Annotated in this window: 13 protein-coding genes; 2 read left to right on the forward strand and 11 right to left on the reverse strand. The window is 58.3% G+C overall.

What is annotated here, in order from left to right; all coding sequences use genetic code 11:
• Positions 1-2: 2 nt before the first annotated feature.
• The 3 genes from ACR0DE_RS10760 to gltX all read right to left on the reverse strand — a co-directional run bounded on the left by ACR0DE_RS10760 (position 3) and on the right by gltX (position 3,932).
• Complete coding sequence (locus ACR0DE_RS10760; RefSeq protein ID WP_480753109.1) at positions 3-944, reverse strand: autotransporter outer membrane beta-barrel domain-containing protein; 942 nt, start codon at positions 942-944, stop codon at positions 3-5.
• Positions 945-1,115: 171 nt separating this feature from the next.
• A complete protein-coding gene (gltA, locus tag ACR0DE_RS10765) occupies positions 1,116-2,411 on the reverse strand; it encodes a citrate synthase (protein WP_170392967.1) in 1,296 nt (431 codons plus the stop codon).
• 114 nt (positions 2,412-2,525) lie between these two features.
• On the reverse strand, positions 2,526-3,932 hold the full coding sequence (gltX, locus tag ACR0DE_RS10770; RefSeq protein WP_480753111.1) for a glutamate--tRNA ligase: 1,407 nt from the start codon (positions 3,930-3,932) through the stop codon (positions 2,526-2,528).
• A gap of 78 nt (positions 3,933-4,010) precedes the next feature.
• Here gltX and ACR0DE_RS10775 point away from each other — a divergent pair, with 78 nt between their 5' ends.
• Positions 4,011-6,038 carry a ComEC/Rec2 family competence protein gene (locus tag ACR0DE_RS10775; protein WP_480753113.1) on the forward strand — a complete coding sequence of 676 codons (2,028 nt, stop codon included), beginning with the start codon at positions 4,011-4,013 and terminating at the stop codon, positions 6,036-6,038.
• Here the strand turns inward: ACR0DE_RS10775 and lexA are convergent.
• From lexA to ACR0DE_RS10805, 6 genes are all read right to left on the reverse strand, one after another.
• On the reverse strand, positions 6,032-6,730 hold the full coding sequence (gene lexA / locus ACR0DE_RS10780; RefSeq protein WP_170392970.1) for a transcriptional repressor LexA: 699 nt from the start codon (positions 6,728-6,730) through the stop codon (positions 6,032-6,034). The genes ACR0DE_RS10775 and lexA overlap by 7 nt on opposite strands.
• Before the next feature lie 70 nt (positions 6,731-6,800).
• Complete coding sequence (locus tag ACR0DE_RS10785; RefSeq protein ID WP_480753116.1) at positions 6,801-7,973, reverse strand: molybdopterin molybdotransferase MoeA; 1,173 nt, start codon at positions 7,971-7,973, stop codon at positions 6,801-6,803.
• Positions 7,970-8,443: a cyclic pyranopterin monophosphate synthase MoaC gene (gene moaC, locus ACR0DE_RS10790; protein WP_170405973.1), complete on the reverse strand. Its 474-nt coding sequence runs from the start codon at positions 8,441-8,443 to the stop codon at positions 7,970-7,972. Before moaC ends, ACR0DE_RS10785 begins: the two co-directional genes overlap by 4 nt.
• Positions 8,443-9,255 carry an indole-3-glycerol phosphate synthase TrpC gene (gene trpC / locus ACR0DE_RS10795; protein WP_480753118.1) on the reverse strand — a complete coding sequence of 271 codons (813 nt, stop codon included), beginning with the start codon at positions 9,253-9,255 and terminating at the stop codon, positions 8,443-8,445. The genes moaC and trpC overlap by 1 nt, the downstream gene beginning before the upstream one ends.
• On the reverse strand, positions 9,252-10,271 hold the full coding sequence (gene trpD, locus ACR0DE_RS10800) for an anthranilate phosphoribosyltransferase (protein ID WP_480753120.1): 1,020 nt from the start codon (positions 10,269-10,271) through the stop codon (positions 9,252-9,254). The genes trpC and trpD overlap by 4 nt, the downstream gene beginning before the upstream one ends.
• Positions 10,268-10,849 (reverse strand): anthranilate synthase component II, encoded by a 582-nt coding sequence (locus ACR0DE_RS10805; protein WP_170392975.1) that lies wholly within the window; start codon positions 10,847-10,849, stop codon positions 10,268-10,270. Before ACR0DE_RS10805 ends, trpD begins: the two co-directional genes overlap by 4 nt.
• 197 nt (positions 10,850-11,046) lie before the next feature.
• Between ACR0DE_RS10805 and ACR0DE_RS10810 the strand changes: the two genes are divergently transcribed.
• Positions 11,047-12,528: a divergent polysaccharide deacetylase family protein gene (locus ACR0DE_RS10810; protein ID WP_480563189.1), complete on the forward strand. Its 1,482-nt coding sequence runs from the start codon at positions 11,047-11,049 to the stop codon at positions 12,526-12,528.
• A 24-nt stretch (positions 12,529-12,552) separates the two neighbouring features.
• On the opposite strand, the gene trpE is transcribed toward ACR0DE_RS10810, so the two are convergent.
• A complete protein-coding gene (trpE, locus tag ACR0DE_RS10815; RefSeq protein ID WP_480753125.1) occupies positions 12,553-14,064 on the reverse strand; it encodes an anthranilate synthase component I in 1,512 nt (503 codons plus the stop codon).
• Positions 14,065-14,076: 12 nt separating this feature from the next.
• Positions 14,077-15,918 (reverse strand): SurA N-terminal domain-containing protein, encoded by a 1,842-nt coding sequence (locus ACR0DE_RS10820; protein ID WP_170646150.1) that lies wholly within the window; start codon positions 15,916-15,918, stop codon positions 14,077-14,079.
• Positions 15,919-15,928: the final 10 nt, after the last annotated feature.

Genomic DNA, 15,928 nt, shown 5'->3' on the forward strand with positions numbered 1-15,928 from the left:
GTTCAGAAACTGATGCCAATCCCGGCGGAGAATCCGTTAACCGTATCGCTGCCGTAATAACGGACCATAAACCGTGTCGTTGATACCCAAGGCACCCATGTGTCGGACAGATCAACCTCGATCCCGCCACCTACGCGGGCCAGCCAGTCGGTGCCCAATACAAGTGACTGATCCCCGATCAGATAGGACAGGGACAGATCGCCCACCCAGCGGACCGGGCGACCGAACATGCGTTTTCCAGTTGGAAAGCGGTAGCGTGACCACAGAACTGCATTTGCGGCAGTTGATTCAACCAACAAGTCCTCGTTGTCTCCGATAGGCCAGTATTCGATATGGGTATAGCGCAGGCTTGCCTCGAATTCCCGGTCGTTGGACAGAGCTTTTTCGTACGAGACCGTCATCGATCCGCCTGCGCCACCAGCCCAGATGCCGCCGCTTTCGAGAAAGTCTCGATCAAGCCCCAGGCTGTTGGCGATGGCTTGCGCACCGACAGATGCGTCGGATTGCGTACGTCCGACCGAGATATGGGCCATCGGGGTCATTTTCCAATACTCGCCGATGTCGAACTGATAGCCGACACCGCCGGTCAGGGCGAGGCTGGTCCATTTCAGCGGTATACGCGTGGTATCTCCGGTGCCGCTGAAGGTCAGAACGGGGTCATAGCGCGCGTAGCCTATATACCCCTCAAGATAGATCGGCACGCCCTCAGCAAGGCGAAACCCGCCGCCCAGCTGGGCGGATTTGAAATCGTAATCGCGATTGTCTGTATTTGATTGCAGCGAGATTGCGCTGGCAGAATCGTCCGGGATGCCTGCCAGCCCTAAGATTGCCAGCGACCCGGCGGCGTTTTCCTGCTGCTGCTTCTCAAAAGCACGTTCCAGCACGCTTTGAGCGGATGCCGATTGCGCAAGTAGCAACATAATGAACAAGAGGATTAAACGCATGAGAACCAAACACTATTCGCCGGACGCGGCAACATTAGGCGGACTAACGCAGTGCGGAAAGATGCATCGAAACAGTCATTTACGTTTGGTTTCGAACGGTCTCATTTTGGTAACGCTACGGAAAAAAAGACCCCGGATAACCGGGGTCTTAACATCGATATTGTGTGTGGATCAGCGGTTTTCGATGTCCACGTAATCGCGGTTGGTCGCGCCCAGATAAAGCTGACGTGGGCGTCCGATCTTATTCTGTGGATCGGCAATCATTTCTTTCCACTGGCTAACCCAGCCAACGGTACGTGACAACGCGAAGATTGGCGTGAACATCGAGGTCGGGAAACCCATCGCTTCCATCACGATGCCCGAATAGAAGTCGACATTCGGGAACAGTTTCTTTTCGATGAAATACGGATCTTCCAGAGCCTGTTTTTCCAGCGCCTTCGCGACCTGTAGTTTGGGATTGTTTTCCACGCCCAGCAGGTCAAGTACTTCGTCTGCCGATTGCTTCATCACTTTCGCGCGTGGATCGAAGTTCTTGTAGACGCGGTGGCCAAAGCCCATCAGACGGAACGGGTCATCTTTGTCTTTGGCGCGCTCGATAAACTCGGGGATGCGGTCCACGCTGCCGATCTCTTCCAGCATTTCAAGGCAAGCCTGGTTCGCACCACCATGGGCCGGACCCCAGAGACAGGCGATACCGGCCGCGATACAGGCGAACGGGTTTGCACCCGAAGAAGATGCCAGACGCACCGTCGAAGTCGAGGCGTTCTGTTCGTGATCCGCCTGCAGCATGAAGATACGATCCATGGCGCGTGCCAGAATCGGGTTCACCTCGTAATCTTCGGCAGGAACGGCAAAACACATGCGCAGGAAGTTTGACGCATAGTCCAGGTCGTTGCGCGGATACACGAAGGGCTGACCAATATGGTATTTGTAGGCCCAGGCCGCGATGGTCGGCATTTTTGCGATCAAACGGTGCGAAGCTACTTCACGCTGACGCGGGTCCGCGATGTCGGTCGAATCGTGATAGAACGCGGACATGGCACCAACCACACCCACCATGATGGCCATCGGATGCGCATCCCGGCGGAATCCGCGATAGAAATACTGCATCTGCTCGTGCAGCATCGTGTGCCGGGTGATTGTGGTCTCGAAGTTCTCCAGATCCTTCGCCGAAGGCAGCTCGCCATACAGCAGCAGATAGCTGAGTTCGAGGAAATGCGACTTCGAGGCGATCTGCTCGATCGGATAACCGCGATGCAGCAACTCACCCTTGTCACCGTCGATGAATGTAATGGTGCTGTCACAGCTTGCGGTGGACGTGAAACCCGGATCATAAGTAAAGACGCCAGCCTGACCATAGAGCTTGCGAATATCGATCACATCGGGCCCAGCGGTCGGAGAAAACACCGGCAGATCATAGCTTTCGCCGTGGACAGTCAGTTTGGCTGATTTTTTGCTCTCGGTCATGTTTGTCCCTTCTTCATTCGTGCGCATGCCGGATCGCTGTCCGACAAAGCAGGCAACGACTGCGATCCGTCGCGCAGTCCGTTCTTAGCAGAGCAGCGTTACCCTTATGTGAAATCAGGCCGGGTTCGCTGCATCAGAAAGCCGCGCTAGGGTTTCATCGCGCCCAAGCACAAGCATCATGTCAAATACCGAAGGTGTAACTGCCCGGCCCGCTAGTGCCGCCCGCAGCGGACCAGCCAATTTGCCGAACTTAACCCCATTCGCCTCTGCGAACGAATTCAGGGTCTCCTCCAGTTCGTTCCGGGACCAGCTAGCATTTTGCAGCTGCGGCGTCAATTCTTTCAGTATACCGTCGGATACAGATGCCAGCGCCTTTGCGGCCTTTTCATCTGGCTGGATAGGTCGCGACGTAAGCACAAAATGAGCTTTTTCAATGATTTCCGGGAACGTGCGTGCGCGGTCCTTGAGGCAATACATCGCACGGATCAAATCACTGGATTGTGTTTCGGAAAGCGGCGGCAAACCAGCTGACTTCAGATATCCCTGAATTTCATGCTGCAGCGCGGCATCTTCCCCGACGGCAATATGTTGTCCACAAAGGTTTTCAAGCTTCTTCACATCAAATCGCGCCGGGCTTTTGCCGATGCCATCCAGATCGAACCACTCTTTAGCCTGGGCATCGGTAAAGAACTCATCATCCCCATGGCTCCAGCCCAGCCGAGCCAGATAGTTGCGCATTCCGGATGCCGGATATCCCATGGCCTGATATTCTTGCGCCCCCAACGCACCGTGACGTTTGCTGAGCTTTTTCCCATCGGGTCCATGGATCAAAGGGATATGCGCCCAGACTGGTACATCCCAACCCATCGCCTCGTAGATCATCATCTGACGGGCGGCGTTGTTGAGGTGATCGTCGCCCCGGATCACATGAGTCACGCCCATATCATGATCGTCAACCACAACGGCAAGCATATAGACCGGAGTCCCATCCGAACGCAGCAGGATCATGTCATCCAACTGATCGTTGCGAATGGTGACATCGCCCTGCACCTGATCGCGGATCACAGTGGCACCGTCTTGCGGAGCCTTGATGCGGATCACGTAAGGGGCGTCGGGATGTGTGGTAGGGTCAGCCTCGCGCCACGGGCTGCGAAACAGGGTCGACTGCCCCTCGGCCCGCGCCTGTTCACGGAATGCAGCGATTTCTTCCTGCGTCGAAAAGCACTTGTATGCCTTGCCGTCGGACAGCAATTGATGCGCGACCTCTGCATGTCGAGGGGCACCCTCGAATTGGCTGACGACCTCACCGTCATGATCAAGCCCTAGCCAGTCCATGCCTTGCAGTATGGCCGCTGTTGCTTCCGGCGTGGAACGTTCCCGATCGGTATCCTCGATCCGCAACAGGAACTTGCCGCCGCGACCCCGCGCATAAAGCCAGTTGAACAGCGCAGTGCGGGCGCCACCGATATGCAGAAATCCGGTGGGAGAGGGGGCAAAACGGGTGACGACCTGATCGGACATGGTGTGGATTAACCTTTTGGTAACCTTAGCGGGCATAGTTTGGCGACTATCTACCCAGCCCGAAGGACGGGGGCAACCATGCGTGTTCTGACACGGGTCGAGACCGCATTGCTGACCCAGCGGGGACACTTGTTTCCGTGGTCCCCGATCTGCCTGGCGGTCGGGATTGGTTGGTATTTCAGCCTCAGGTTCGAACCCGAGGTTGAGCTCTATGTCGGCGTTCTGGCGCTTGCCTTGCTGGCGCTTGCCTCCACCCGTTGGATGGGGGCCGCGTGGTCACCGCTGGCCACTGGCTTAGCCCTGATCGCGATGGGGTTCGTTCTGGCCGGGACGCGGGCACATATGGTTGCGGAGCCGGTCCTGCAATGGCGTTACTATGGCCCGGTCGAGGGGAGGGTCGTAGCGCTGGACCGCTCTGCGTCGGATGCGCTGAGGGTGACATTGGATCAGGTGCGGATCGGGGACGTTCCTGCTGATCAAAGACCCCGGCGCATCCGGCTTTCTATTCACGGTGAGTCAGTTGCGCTGTCCCCGGGTCAGCGGATTATGACCACAGCACATCTTTCGCCGCCGCAAGGGCCAGTTGAACCCGGAGGTTTTGATTTTCGCCGCCACGCCTGGTTCCAGCAACTCGGCGCTGTTGGATACACTCGGGCTCCGGTCCTGACGTCGGCTGCGGCGCAAGATGGTTTGGACGGAGTGCGTATCACGGCCTTGCGCATGGAGATCTCGGATCGGGTGCGCACGATCCTGCCGGGCGAAGTCGGGGGCTTTGCCGCCGCCGTAACTACCGGTGATCGCAGCGGGATGGGGCAGGCCTCGTTAGAGGCGTTGCGCGCGTCCAACCTGGCTCATCTTCTGGCGATTTCGGGCCTTCACATGGGTTTGTTGACCGGTTTCGTTTTTGTGGCGTGCCGCATGGGGTTCTCAATGGTACCTGTCATCGCGCTTCGCATGCCCGTACGCAAGGTGGCCGCGCTCTGTGCGTTATTCGCGTCGACAATCTACCTGCTTCTGTCTGGTGGGAACGTCGCGACTGAGCGCGCCTTTGTGATGGTCTGCGTTATGCTGGGGGCCGTATTGTTGGACCGGCGCGCGATTTCATTGCGGGCGGTGGCCATGGCTGCGCTGATTGTTCTTACCTTGCGCCCGGAAACTCTATTGAGCCCCGGATTTCAGATGTCTTTTGCTGCTACAACCGCCTTGGTCGCAGGGTTCGGCGCATTGCGGGACTATGGCCCAATGCCAGGCCCAAAGTGGCTGCGGCCTGTGCTGGCCTTGTTGACATCCTCGGCGATCGCGGGGATCGCGACAGCTCCGATCGGGGCGGCGCGTTTTAACGCTATTTCGCACTATGGGTTGTTGGCAAATCTCGTCTCCGTGCCCGTCATGGGAACGCTGGTCGTTCCAAGTGCGGTGGTCGCCGCCCTTCTTGCACCTTTTGGGCTTGAAGCGATTGCATTGCACGTAATGGGTCTTGGGCTGAGATGGATCCTTACCGTTGCCAATTGGGTCGCGGGACTGGAGGGCGCGCGCGGGTACGTAGTAAGCCCAGACTATTTCGTATTGCCTGTTCTAGCTCTGTCTCTTCTGTGGCTAATGCTGTGGCAAGGGCACGCACGGTGGCTCGGCATCGCCCCCGCAGCATTGGCGATAGCGCTGTGGGGTCAGGGAAGCCGCCCAGACGTGCTGATCGCCGATACCGGCGGGCTGGTCGGAGTGATGACTGAACACGGGCGCGCGCTGAGCAAACCGAAAGGTAGCGGATTTGTCGCGTCGGTGTGGCTGGAAAATGACGGGGACGGGGCAGATCAACCAAAGGCCGCTTTGCGATGGCCAGAGGCATCAGCGGGAATTCAACGTCTTCTTCTGGGAGACAAAGAGCTTGTCCACTTGACTGGCAAGCGGGCTGCGAGCGCCTTTCAGGAATGCAGGAAAGATCAGATCATTGTCGCCCCGGTGTCGTTGACTTTGACCGGTGAATGCAGCGTTTACGATACGGAATTTCTGCGGAAGACAGGCAGTCTTGCGTTGTCCAAGGGGCGTTTGTTCGCCAGTTCTGATATCTCAGGCCGCCGCCTCTGGTCCCCCAAGCTGCTTCAGTAGCTTCGGATCAAGCCTACCAGGCGGCCCTGAACTTTCACCTTGTCCTCTGGCAGCACGCGGGTCTCATAGGCCGGATTCGCCGCTTCCAGCGCAATGGCCTGACCTCGGCGGAAAAACCGTTTCAGCGTGGCTTCCTGATCTTCCACCAATGCCACCACGATGTCACCGTTGTCAGCGGCCGTTGTTTCGCGGATCACCACGACATCGCCATCGTTGATACCGGCGTCGATCATCGAGTCGCCACGAACCTCAAGCGCATAATGTTCACCACGGCCCGAAACCATCGAGCCCGGTACCGCAACGCGGTGCGAAACATGGCTGATCGCTTCGATCGGTACACCGGCAGCAATCCGGCCCATAACAGGCAATTCCATCGCATCAACTGTGACGGGTTCAAAGTTCGCGGGGCGTGGACCTTCAGGGCGATCGCCTTCAATCACACGCGGTTTGAAACCTGCCGTGGGCTCTCCCCCAAGGCTTTCTGGCAGCTTGACAATTTCGATGGCACGGGCTCGATGGGCAAGGCGGCGGATAAAGCCACGTTCTTCCAGCGCGGTGATCAGTCGATGAATCCCGGATTTTGACCGTAGATCCAACGCGGCCTTCATCTCATCAAAACTGGGCGGAACACCGTCCGCTTGCACGCGTTTGTGGATGAATTCCAGCAAATCCAATTGCTTCTTGGTCAGCATTGCTCATACCTCGTCGCTCATGCGTTTTCTTTTGTTCTACGCATGTTCACGTTTTGTGTCAACGGATTTGCTAGATCGGCAGGTAAAGGACCTCATCCCCGGCCTCGCGCGCGGGATCGTGGGGTTGGCGTACCAATAGTGCATTGGCTTGCGCCAAAACACTTAGCAGCGAGCTGTCCTGATCATCACAGGCGCGGATGCCGCCGTTGTCCAACACCGCCCGCATATAATGCTCACGCGGGCCATTTTTCCCGAGCGGGGCAGAAAGGCGGGCGCGTTGGAATGGCTGTAGGGCCTGTTCAATCCCCAACATGCGGCGCACCATTGGGATGAGGAACAGGTAACCGCACACCATGGCACTGACCGGGTTTCCGGGTAGACCGACCATTGCAGCACCCCCAAGCCGCCCGGCCATCAGAGGTTTACCCGGTCGCATGCGAATCTTGTAGAACGATTGCTTCAACCCAAGACCTTCCGAGACATCCGCAACCAGGTCGTACTCGCCAACCGACGCCCCTCCGATTGTCACCACAAGGTCAGCGCCCTGTGCCAAGCCAAAAGCTGTTTCTAATGACGCTAAGGTATCTTGTGCGATAGGAAGTACACGAACTTGTGCGCCAGCGTTTTCCAGTAACGCCTTAAGACCAAAGGTATTTGAGGCGATGATCTGATCGGGGCCGGGTGTTTCTCCGGGCATCACCAGTTCGTCACCGGTTGAGATTAGTGCAACCACGGGTTTGCGGGTCACAGGGACCGAAGCGATGTTCATCGCTGCCATTAATGCGACATCTTCGGGTCTGAGCTGGTGTGGGGCCGTGATCTGCGTACCGATGCTGAAATCGATCCCCGCAGGGCGGATATTGGCCTTTTCACCGGGGGCGTCGGTTATGGTGATCAGATCACCGCGTCGGTCGACATCTTCCTGTATGACGACGAAATCTGCACCATCCGGCACAGGCGCACCAGTGAATATCCGCACAGCTTGGCCGGGTCCGACGCTTCCAGCAAAGCGACGTCCGGCCGCTGCTTCGCCAACCACTTTGAACATTGCGTGCAGTTCGACTTCGGCCGCGTTGACGGCGTACCCATCCATTGATGACGCAGCAAAGGGCGGCTGATCACGCGTTGCTGCAACGTTTTCTGCCAGGATACGACCGGCAGCCTCGGCAAGGGCAACCGTTTCTGCGGGCAGCGGTGAGACCAGATCGAACAGCAGAGCCCGCGCTTCTTCAACCGAGATCATGATGCCTCGTAACGCCCTGATTTTCCGCCGTCTTTCAGTAGAACACGAATACCGCCGATCTCCATCGATTTGTCCACGGCCTTCGCCATATCGTAAACCGTCAGTGCGGCTGTCGAGACTGCTGTCAGCGCTTCCATCTCTACGCCGGTCTGGCCGGAAGTCTTTACAGTCGCTTCAATCTGAACGCCGGGAAGGTCCGGGTCTAAGCTCAGTTCAATGGCGACTTTGGTCACGGGTAGCGGATGACACAGAGGTATCAGGTCAGGCGTTTTCTTGGCGCCCATTATGCCCGCAAGTCTGGCAACACCAAGAACATCGCCTTTCTTAGCGCGTCCTTCTGAAATGATATCAAAGGTTTCCTTCGCCATCTTGATGTATCCAGATGCAACCGCAACCCGGTCAGTGACAGCCTTGTCGGACACATCCACCATATGGGCCTCACCTTTGGCATCAAAATGGGTCAGCGGCATCACATCACTCCGGGAATGAGCGGGTTGGCGAGCAGTGCTCGAGTTGCCGAAGCTACATCTTCATGACGCATCAGGCTTTCACCAATAAGGAAACAGCGCGCACCGTAGCGGGCGATATCGGCGAGGTCCGCCGGAGTGCTCAGGCCGCTCTCGCAGACGATCGTGCGATCCGCTGGAACCAGCTTTGACAGATGACGAGTTGTATCAAGATTCGTCTCGAAGGTCTTGAGATTGCGGTTGTTTATCCCGATCAGCGGGCTTTTCAGCTGCGATGCCCGCTCAAGCTCGTCTGCTTCATGGACTTCGATCAGAACATCCATGCCCCAGTCAAACGCGGTTTGCTCAAGCTCGGCGGCCTGTGCATCGCTGACCGATGCCATGATGATCAGGATGCAATCCGCACCCAATGCACGCGCTTCGACCACCTGATAGGGGTCGTACATGAAGTCCTTCCGCAATGCTGGCAACGAACAGGCCGCGCGCGCTTCGGTCAGAAAGGATTTGTCGCCCTGAAAGCTAGGCATGTCGGTCAGAACCGACAGGCAAGCCGCGCCGCCCTCTTCATAAGCTTTGGCAAGCGCGGGCGGATCGAAATCAGCGCGGATCAGACCTTTGGACGGGCTGGCCTTTTTGACCTCGGCGATCAATCCGTACCCCTTGCGCATAGCCGAATGCAGGGCTTCGGCAAAACCGCGTACCTCGGGTGCGTTCCGTGCCTCAGATTCTAGTGTTTCCAGAGGCTTATGCGCCTTATCCGCAGCGATCTCTTCCAGCTTGTACGCTTTGATTTTGTCCAGAACGGTCTCGGTCATGCGGCTTCCTGTGTAATGCGCGCCAGCGCGGTGGTCTTTTCACGGGCCTTGCCGCTATCAATGCTTTCTGTGGCCATCGAAACGCCCTCGCGCAGATCGCGTGCCGCATCTGCAACGACCAGCGCCGCTGCCGAGTTTAGCAACACCGCGTCGCGGTAGGCTGAAGGTGCCCCATCCAGCAGGGCGCGGAAGGCGACCGCGTTCTCTTCGGGCGTGCCGCCGATGATATCTTCGAACGGATGCACCGGAAGGCCTGCATCTTCGGGGTGAAGCTCGACCTCTTTGACAACGCCGTCCTCAACTGATGCGACCCAGCTGACCCCGGTGATCGTAAGCTCATCCGTACCGTCTGAGCCGTGGACTAGCCAGGCATGTTCAGCCCCAAGCAGACCCAGAGTTTCGGCCATCGGGCGGATCAGGTCGCGGCTGAACGCACCGGTCAGTTGGCGCTTCACTCCGGCGGGGTTGGTTAGGGGCCCCAGAATGTTGAAAATCGTGCGCGTACCCAGTTCTTGCCGCGAGGGCATGACATGGGCGATCGCCGGGTGGTGCATCGGGGCCATCATGAAACCGATACCGACTTCTTTCAGCGCTTTTTCAACAACTTCCGGGCCAACCATAACGTTAATACCAAGCTGCCCAAGAGCATCTGCTGCGCCGGATTTCGAGCTCAGATTCCGATTACCGTGTTTTGCAACGGTGACACCGGCGCCAGCCGTCACAAAAGCCGTGGCTGTCGAGATATTGAGTGTTCCTTTGCCGTCGCCCCCCGTGCCAACGATGTCCATCGCGCCAGCGGGAGCTTTCACTGCATTGCATTTCGCGCGCATTACGGCAGCGGCGGCGGCGTATTCCTCGACCGTCTCGCCGCGCGTGCGCATTGCCATCAGCAACCCGCCGATCTGGCTGGGCGTGGCGGCCCCATCAAAGAGGATGCCAAAGGCCTGTTCAGCCTCGGCACGGGTCAAAGGTCGATCGGCCGCAGCACCGATCAGAGGTTTCAGAGCGTCGCTCATGCGGGGACTTTCATTTCGTTCAGGAAGTTCTTGAGCAGGGCGTGACCATGCTCGGACGCGATGGATTCCGGGTGAAACTGGACGCCGTGGATCGGCAGTTCTTTGTGCTGCAGACCCATAATCGTGCCATCCTCAAGCTCGGCGGTGATCTCAAGGCAATCGGGCAGGCTTTCGCGTTCTACGACAAGCGAATGATACCGGGTGGCCTCGAAGGGCGAGGGCAGGCCAGCGAATACACCTTTGCCGGTGTGTTTCATCGTGCCCATTTTCCCGTGCACGATCTCATGACAGCGCACAACCTTGCCGCCAAATGCCTGACCGATGGTTTGATGCCCCAGACAGACCCCCATCAGCGGTGTTTGCGTCTCGGCCGCGGCTTCGGTCAAGGCCAGACAGATACCCGCCTGATCGGGATCACAAGGGCCGGGGCTGAGCAGAATACCAGCCGGGTTCATCGCCATTGCTTCCTGCACATCCAGCGCGTCATTCCGGCGCACGACCATCTCGGCCCCGAGCTCACCCAGATAATGAACGAGGTTGTAGGTAAACGAGTCATAGTTGTCGATCAGCAGCAGCATTTGGGCACTTATCTTCCTATGGGCATTTCGGGCTGGCGATGCAGTCCCTGAGCGCGGTATAATGTCGGGACATACATGCTCAGGCTTGTGCGGCAGCGTCAAGAGGACATACCCAACTTGACACCGTGCGGGTGAGCGCCGCGGAAGATGGCGTCTGGGTGGATGAGGCACGAAACAACGCGAGAGGCGAGATTTCGATGAGCGGATTTTACGGTGGAGTGATCGCCGGGGCGGTCTCGGTATTGGCACTGGGCGCGGTTCTTTCGCTGACAACTCCTTTGTCACGTAAACCAGATGTGACGGCAACAGCGCCCGAAGTGGCTGATACTCCGCAGCCCCTGGAGGCTGCGAAAGTTGAAGAAAGCAATGCCGATGCTGATCTGGTTGAGTTGCCACCATCCGGCCCTGAAACCCCCGATCTATCATCAGATTCGCTGGATGGCTTGGCAGGTATCGAGCTTGAGCCCGGTGCCCGTCCTGAGGCGGGTGGAGCACCGACCGTAGCCGAGGCACCTGCAGCGATCTCATCTTCTGACGTGACCGTTCAAACCGAAGCGCCCGCGGCACCGCCAAATCCACTTGCCGAACCAACCTCGCCACAACAGGAAGCCGAACCGGCAGCGCTCGCGGACGCTCCAGCAGCGCCTGCGCCCGAGGAAGCCCCGGAACCGCAGGTTGCGGAAGAAACGCCCAACGAGGCCCCTCAGGTCGCTGCCTTGCAGCCTGAGATCGCGGATGTGCCGGATGCAGCTCCAGAGGCTCAGGAAGCGGAACCCGTGCCTGATGAAAATCCAATCGCGGTTGAGGGTGAAGAAGATACCCGCCCTGTACGTCAGCCGCGCGTATTGACCCTGCCGCAAATTGGCGGAGAGGGGGCCACAGGTTCCGGTTCGTTGATCGGCAAGCGTGTCGTGCCCCTAACCGAGAGGGATGACCCGCCCGTCGAACAAGCCGTGATTACTCCAGAAGTGGTGGCCAAGCCCATCGAAGCACATGCTGCCACCTTCGAAAATCCAGAATCCAAGCCATTGATGTCGATCATTCTGATCGATGATGAAGGGGCTTTTGGGGCCGAGGCGTTGCAGGATTTCCCATACCCGCTAAGTTTTGCCGTCAGCCCGTCTGACCCGAATGCAGCGGAAAAAATGGCCCGTCATCGCGAGGCTGGATTTGAAGTATTGGCCTTGGTTGACATGCACGAAGCCGCCAGTGCTCAGGACGCTGAGGTGTCGTTGTCGGTGTGGTTGGATCAATTGCCTCAAACCGTTGGCATTCTGGAAGGTGTCGGAAGCGGCATTCAGGGCAACCGAAAGCTGGCTGATCAGGTTGCGGCGATTGCCGGAGATACCGGGCGCGGGCTGGTGACGCAGGACAATGGTCTAAACACAGCGCAAAAGCTTGCAGCGCGCAACGGCATTCCATCCAGCGTAGTGTTCCGCGATTTCGATGGTGCCAAACAGGACCCCAAGATCATGCGGCGTTTTCTGGATCAGGCAGCCTTCCGCGCCGGACAGGAAGGTGCCGTGGTGATGCTGGGTCGTCTGCGTCCCGAGACGATCTCGGCTCTGTTGCTGTGGGGGCTTGAGGATCGCGGCAGCCGCGTGGCGATGGCCCCAATTTCTGCCGTGATGATGAAAGAAGTCCAGCAGGGCGATGCCGGATCGCTGACGGACGGGTGACGGCAGCGACCATCCGCCACCCCACTAGCTGTTTCCGCTGCCTGTAAACCGCGCCGCATCCGCAGCCGCGCGGCGAATGGCGTTCGATTTATGGACGGTCTCCATGTATTCCGCTTCTGGGTCGCTGTCATAGACAACGCCGCCTCCAGCTTGGATATACAGTTTGTGGTCTTTCACAATGGCCGTCCGCAGCGCGATGCACATATCCATGTCGCCGCCTGCGCTGAAATACCCGACACCGCCACCGTAGATGCCGCGCTTTTCAGGCTCCAACTCGTCGATGATCTCCATCGCGCGCACTTTGGGCGCGCCTGATACCGTGCCTGCAGGCATCCCGGCAAAGAACGCGTCCAATGCGTCCTTGTCTTCGGCCAGTTCACCGACCACGTTTGATACGATGTGCATCACGTGGCTGTAGCGCTCGATGATGAACTCTTCGGTAGGACGCACGGTTCCGATCTTAGAAACACGCCCGGTGTCATTGCGGCCCAGGTCCAGCAACATGAGGTGCTCGGCGAGTTCTTTCTTGTCGGCCAGCAGGTCGATTTCGTTGGCCTTGTCTTCTTCGGGCGTCGCGCCACGCGGGCGGGTACCCGCGATAGGGCGGATCGTGACCTCATTGCCGAAGACACGCACCAGAATTTCTGGGCTTGCGCCTACGACCTGAAAGCCGCCGAAGTTGAAATAGAACATGAATGGCGATGGGTTGGTGCGCCGCAGCGAGCGGTAGAGGGCAAATGGCGGTTGTGGAAAATCCTGCGTCCAGCGTTGGGCCGGGACGACTTGAAAGATATCGCCCGCGCGGATATATTCCTTGGCCTTTTCAACGGCCTCCATATAGCCCGACTTGGTAAAGTTCGACACCGGAGGCCCAACTTCGACCGCGTCGCCCAGATCGCGGGTTTCGGCGGGCATGGCGCGTTCCAGATCGCGCACGGCATCCATCACACGCTCGGCAGCCTGCGCATAGGCGGCTTTGGCGGTTTGCCCCTCGCTGACCCAGGCGGGCGACACCACGGTAACCTCGCCTTTGACGCCGTCCAACACAGCAATGACCGAGGGGCGCAGCATGATCGCATCGGGCAGGCCCAACGGGTCAGGGTTCACATCCGGCAGGTATTCCACCAACCGGACCATGTCGTAGCCCAGATAGCCAAACAGGCCAGCGGCGGCCTGCGGCAGGTCATCGGGAAGCGCGATGCGGCTTTCAGCCAACAAGGCGCGTAAGTTGTCCATCGGGTTGCCATCCTGTGGCTCGAACGCCTCGGCATCGAAGCGGGCTGATCGGTTCAAGGCCGATGTCTCGCCCTGATAGCGCCAAATCAGATCGGGCTTCATTCCGATGATCGAATAGCGCCCGCGTACCTCACCCCCGGTTACCGACTCGAGCATGAAGGCGTCTTTCTGAGCGCCTGTCAGTTTCAGCATCAGTGAAACCGGCGTATCCAGATCAGCGGCGAGGCGGGTATAGACGACCTGATTTTCGCCCGCATCATAAGCGCGCGCGAAACTTTCGAAATCCGGGGTCAGGGCCATGTTCTGTCTCTTTTAGTAACTGGCCCGTACCGCGTTCAGCGCTTGCTGATCCAGCACAGGGCGTGCGCGTGTCTGGGCATTGCGCACATAGATGTCAAAGATGTTCTGCGCCAGCGCCTGGCTCAATTGCGCAGCCAGTGCATCCTGCATCTGGCGTTGCTCATCGGTTTCCGCCGGAGGTAGCTCTTCATCCAGACGCACGATCAGGGCGTTACCGTTTCCGGGAATGACACGCAGCTCGCCAGGGTCCATTTCAAACACCTGAGTCATGAAGTCCACGGGAACATCCTCGAGGAATGCGGTACGTGTCAGCGCATTTTCGACGCGGAAGGGCAGGCCTGTGGCGGTAAAGTCGCCATCTGTTGCCAGTTGGGTCAGAACCGTGTTGCCCTGATTTTGCAGCGCTTTCGCAGTTTCTACCTGCAGCCATGCCTCGGCGACACGGTCACGGGCGCTTTCCAGAGGTTCCGGGCGCGGTTCCAGCACTTCATTCAAGCGCAACGCAAAGATCGAACCATCTTCAAGGAACGCGACCTCTGGGAAATCACCTTCTTGCACAGCCTCAGCGACTGAGCGGAAGCCGTCATACGCGGCAACGCCATCGTCGCTTTGCTGGGTCCAGTCGATCTGACCCAGTTCCATCTCGGTCTCACCGGCCAGTTCTTCCAGTGTTGCGCCGCCTGCAAGCAGGTCGTTGATGTCTTCGGCCTGTGCTTCGATCTGACGGCGCGCTCGGTCGGCGGCGAGTTCTGCACGAAGTTCGGGTTCGGCGTCTTCGAAACTGACATTGTTCTCGGCCAGCGATCCATTGATCCGGAACAGGGCAGGGCCGAACACCGTGGGAAGCGGGCCGACCACATCGTCGATCTCGGCGGCAAACACGGCGTCGGCTGCATCGCCCAGATCTTCACGGGTGACATCGCCCAGATCAACATCGCTCAGCTCAAGCTGACGTTCGCGGACCAACTGTTCGAAATCGGCCCCGCCAACTTCAAGTTGTGCCAGCGCCTCGGTTGCGGATTCTTCGCTGGGATAGGGCAGACGCTCGACCAAGCGGCGCTCGGGTTGGAAAAATTCGTCAGCGCGTTGGTCGTATAGACGGCGCAGAGAATCTTCGTCCACTTCGATCGTGTCGAGCAGCATGTCGGGCGACAGAATGGCGTAGGTCAGTTGCTTGGTGCGGGGCAGGGTGAACTGATCGGTATTCTCATCGTAATATGTCTGAATCTGCGCGTCTGTGGGTTGGGCCACGGGCGTTTCGAGAAGGTCGGCAGACAGGGTCGCCACGGTAAAGCTGCGGCGGGCTAGCACATAGTTCGACAAAGCCTCGGTCAGCGTACGGGGCATTTCAACACCGCTCATGACCGCACCCTGAACGATGGTGCGTGAAGATTCTTTGCGCAGATCCGATTCGAATTCGGAATCGGTCATTCCGACCTGTTCCAGCTGAAAGCGATAGGCTTCGCGGTCGAATGTACCGTTTACACCTTGGAACGCCGGTATCTGTACAATCTCGTCCTGCAGGTTCTCGTCACCGATCGAAATGCCAAGCTGTCCGACCTCGTTATCGATTGCGGCCAGCGCGATCAGGCGCGAAAGGGCAAGTTGATCGAGGCCAAGATCATGTGCCTGCGAAATCTGCATTGCCTGTCCGGTTTGTGCTTCGACGGCCCGGATCTCGCGCTGAAGCTCACGAAAATACGCGTCGACCGAAACGCTTTCATCACCGACCTGCGCAACCGTACGAACGGTTCCGGTCAGGCTGGTGGCGCCAAAGCCCGCAAGGCCCAGCATCAAAAGACCCATGAGAATCCAGACAAAGGTTTTGGATAGGTTTTTCATGCCTGCGGCCATGGTGCCCTCT

This window comes from Ruegeria sp. C10 (assembly GCF_056537805.1).

Excerpts from the sequence above, each read along its gene's own strand:
- gltA (WP_170392967.1), bottom strand. The coding sequence starts at position 2,411 with ATGACCGAGAGCAAAAAATCAGCCAAACTGACTGTCCACGGCGAAAGC.
- trpC (WP_480753118.1), bottom strand. The coding sequence starts at position 9,255 with ATGACCGAGACCGTTCTGGACAAAATCAAAGCGTACAAGCTGGAAGAG.
- ACR0DE_RS10760 (WP_480753109.1), bottom strand. The coding sequence starts at position 944 with ATGCGTTTAATCCTCTTGTTCATTATGTTGCTACTTGCGCAATCGGCA.
- moaC (WP_170405973.1), bottom strand. The coding sequence starts at position 8,443 with ATGCCGCTGACCCATTTTGATGCCAAAGGTGAGGCCCATATGGTGGAT.
- trpD (WP_480753120.1), bottom strand. The coding sequence starts at position 10,271 with ATGAGCGACGCTCTGAAACCTCTGATCGGTGCTGCGGCCGATCGACCT.
- ACR0DE_RS10805 (WP_170392975.1), bottom strand. The coding sequence starts at position 10,849 with ATGCTGCTGCTGATCGACAACTATGACTCGTTTACCTACAACCTCGTT.
- ACR0DE_RS10785 (WP_480753116.1), bottom strand. The coding sequence starts at position 7,973 with ATGATCTCGGTTGAAGAAGCGCGGGCTCTGCTGTTCGATCTGGTCTCA.
- ACR0DE_RS10775 (WP_480753113.1), top strand. The coding sequence starts at position 4,011 with ATGCGTGTTCTGACACGGGTCGAGACCGCATTGCTGACCCAGCGGGGA.
- ACR0DE_RS10810 (WP_480563189.1), top strand. The coding sequence starts at position 11,047 with ATGAGCGGATTTTACGGTGGAGTGATCGCCGGGGCGGTCTCGGTATTG.
- lexA (WP_170392970.1), bottom strand. The coding sequence starts at position 6,730 with ATGCTGACCAAGAAGCAATTGGATTTGCTGGAATTCATCCACAAACGC.
- trpE (WP_480753125.1), bottom strand. The coding sequence starts at position 14,064 with ATGGCCCTGACCCCGGATTTCGAAAGTTTCGCGCGCGCTTATGATGCG.
- ACR0DE_RS10820 (WP_170646150.1), bottom strand. The coding sequence starts at position 15,918 with ATGGCCGCAGGCATGAAAAACCTATCCAAAACCTTTGTCTGGATTCTC.
- gltX (WP_480753111.1), bottom strand. The coding sequence starts at position 3,932 with ATGTCCGATCAGGTCGTCACCCGTTTTGCCCCCTCTCCCACCGGATTT.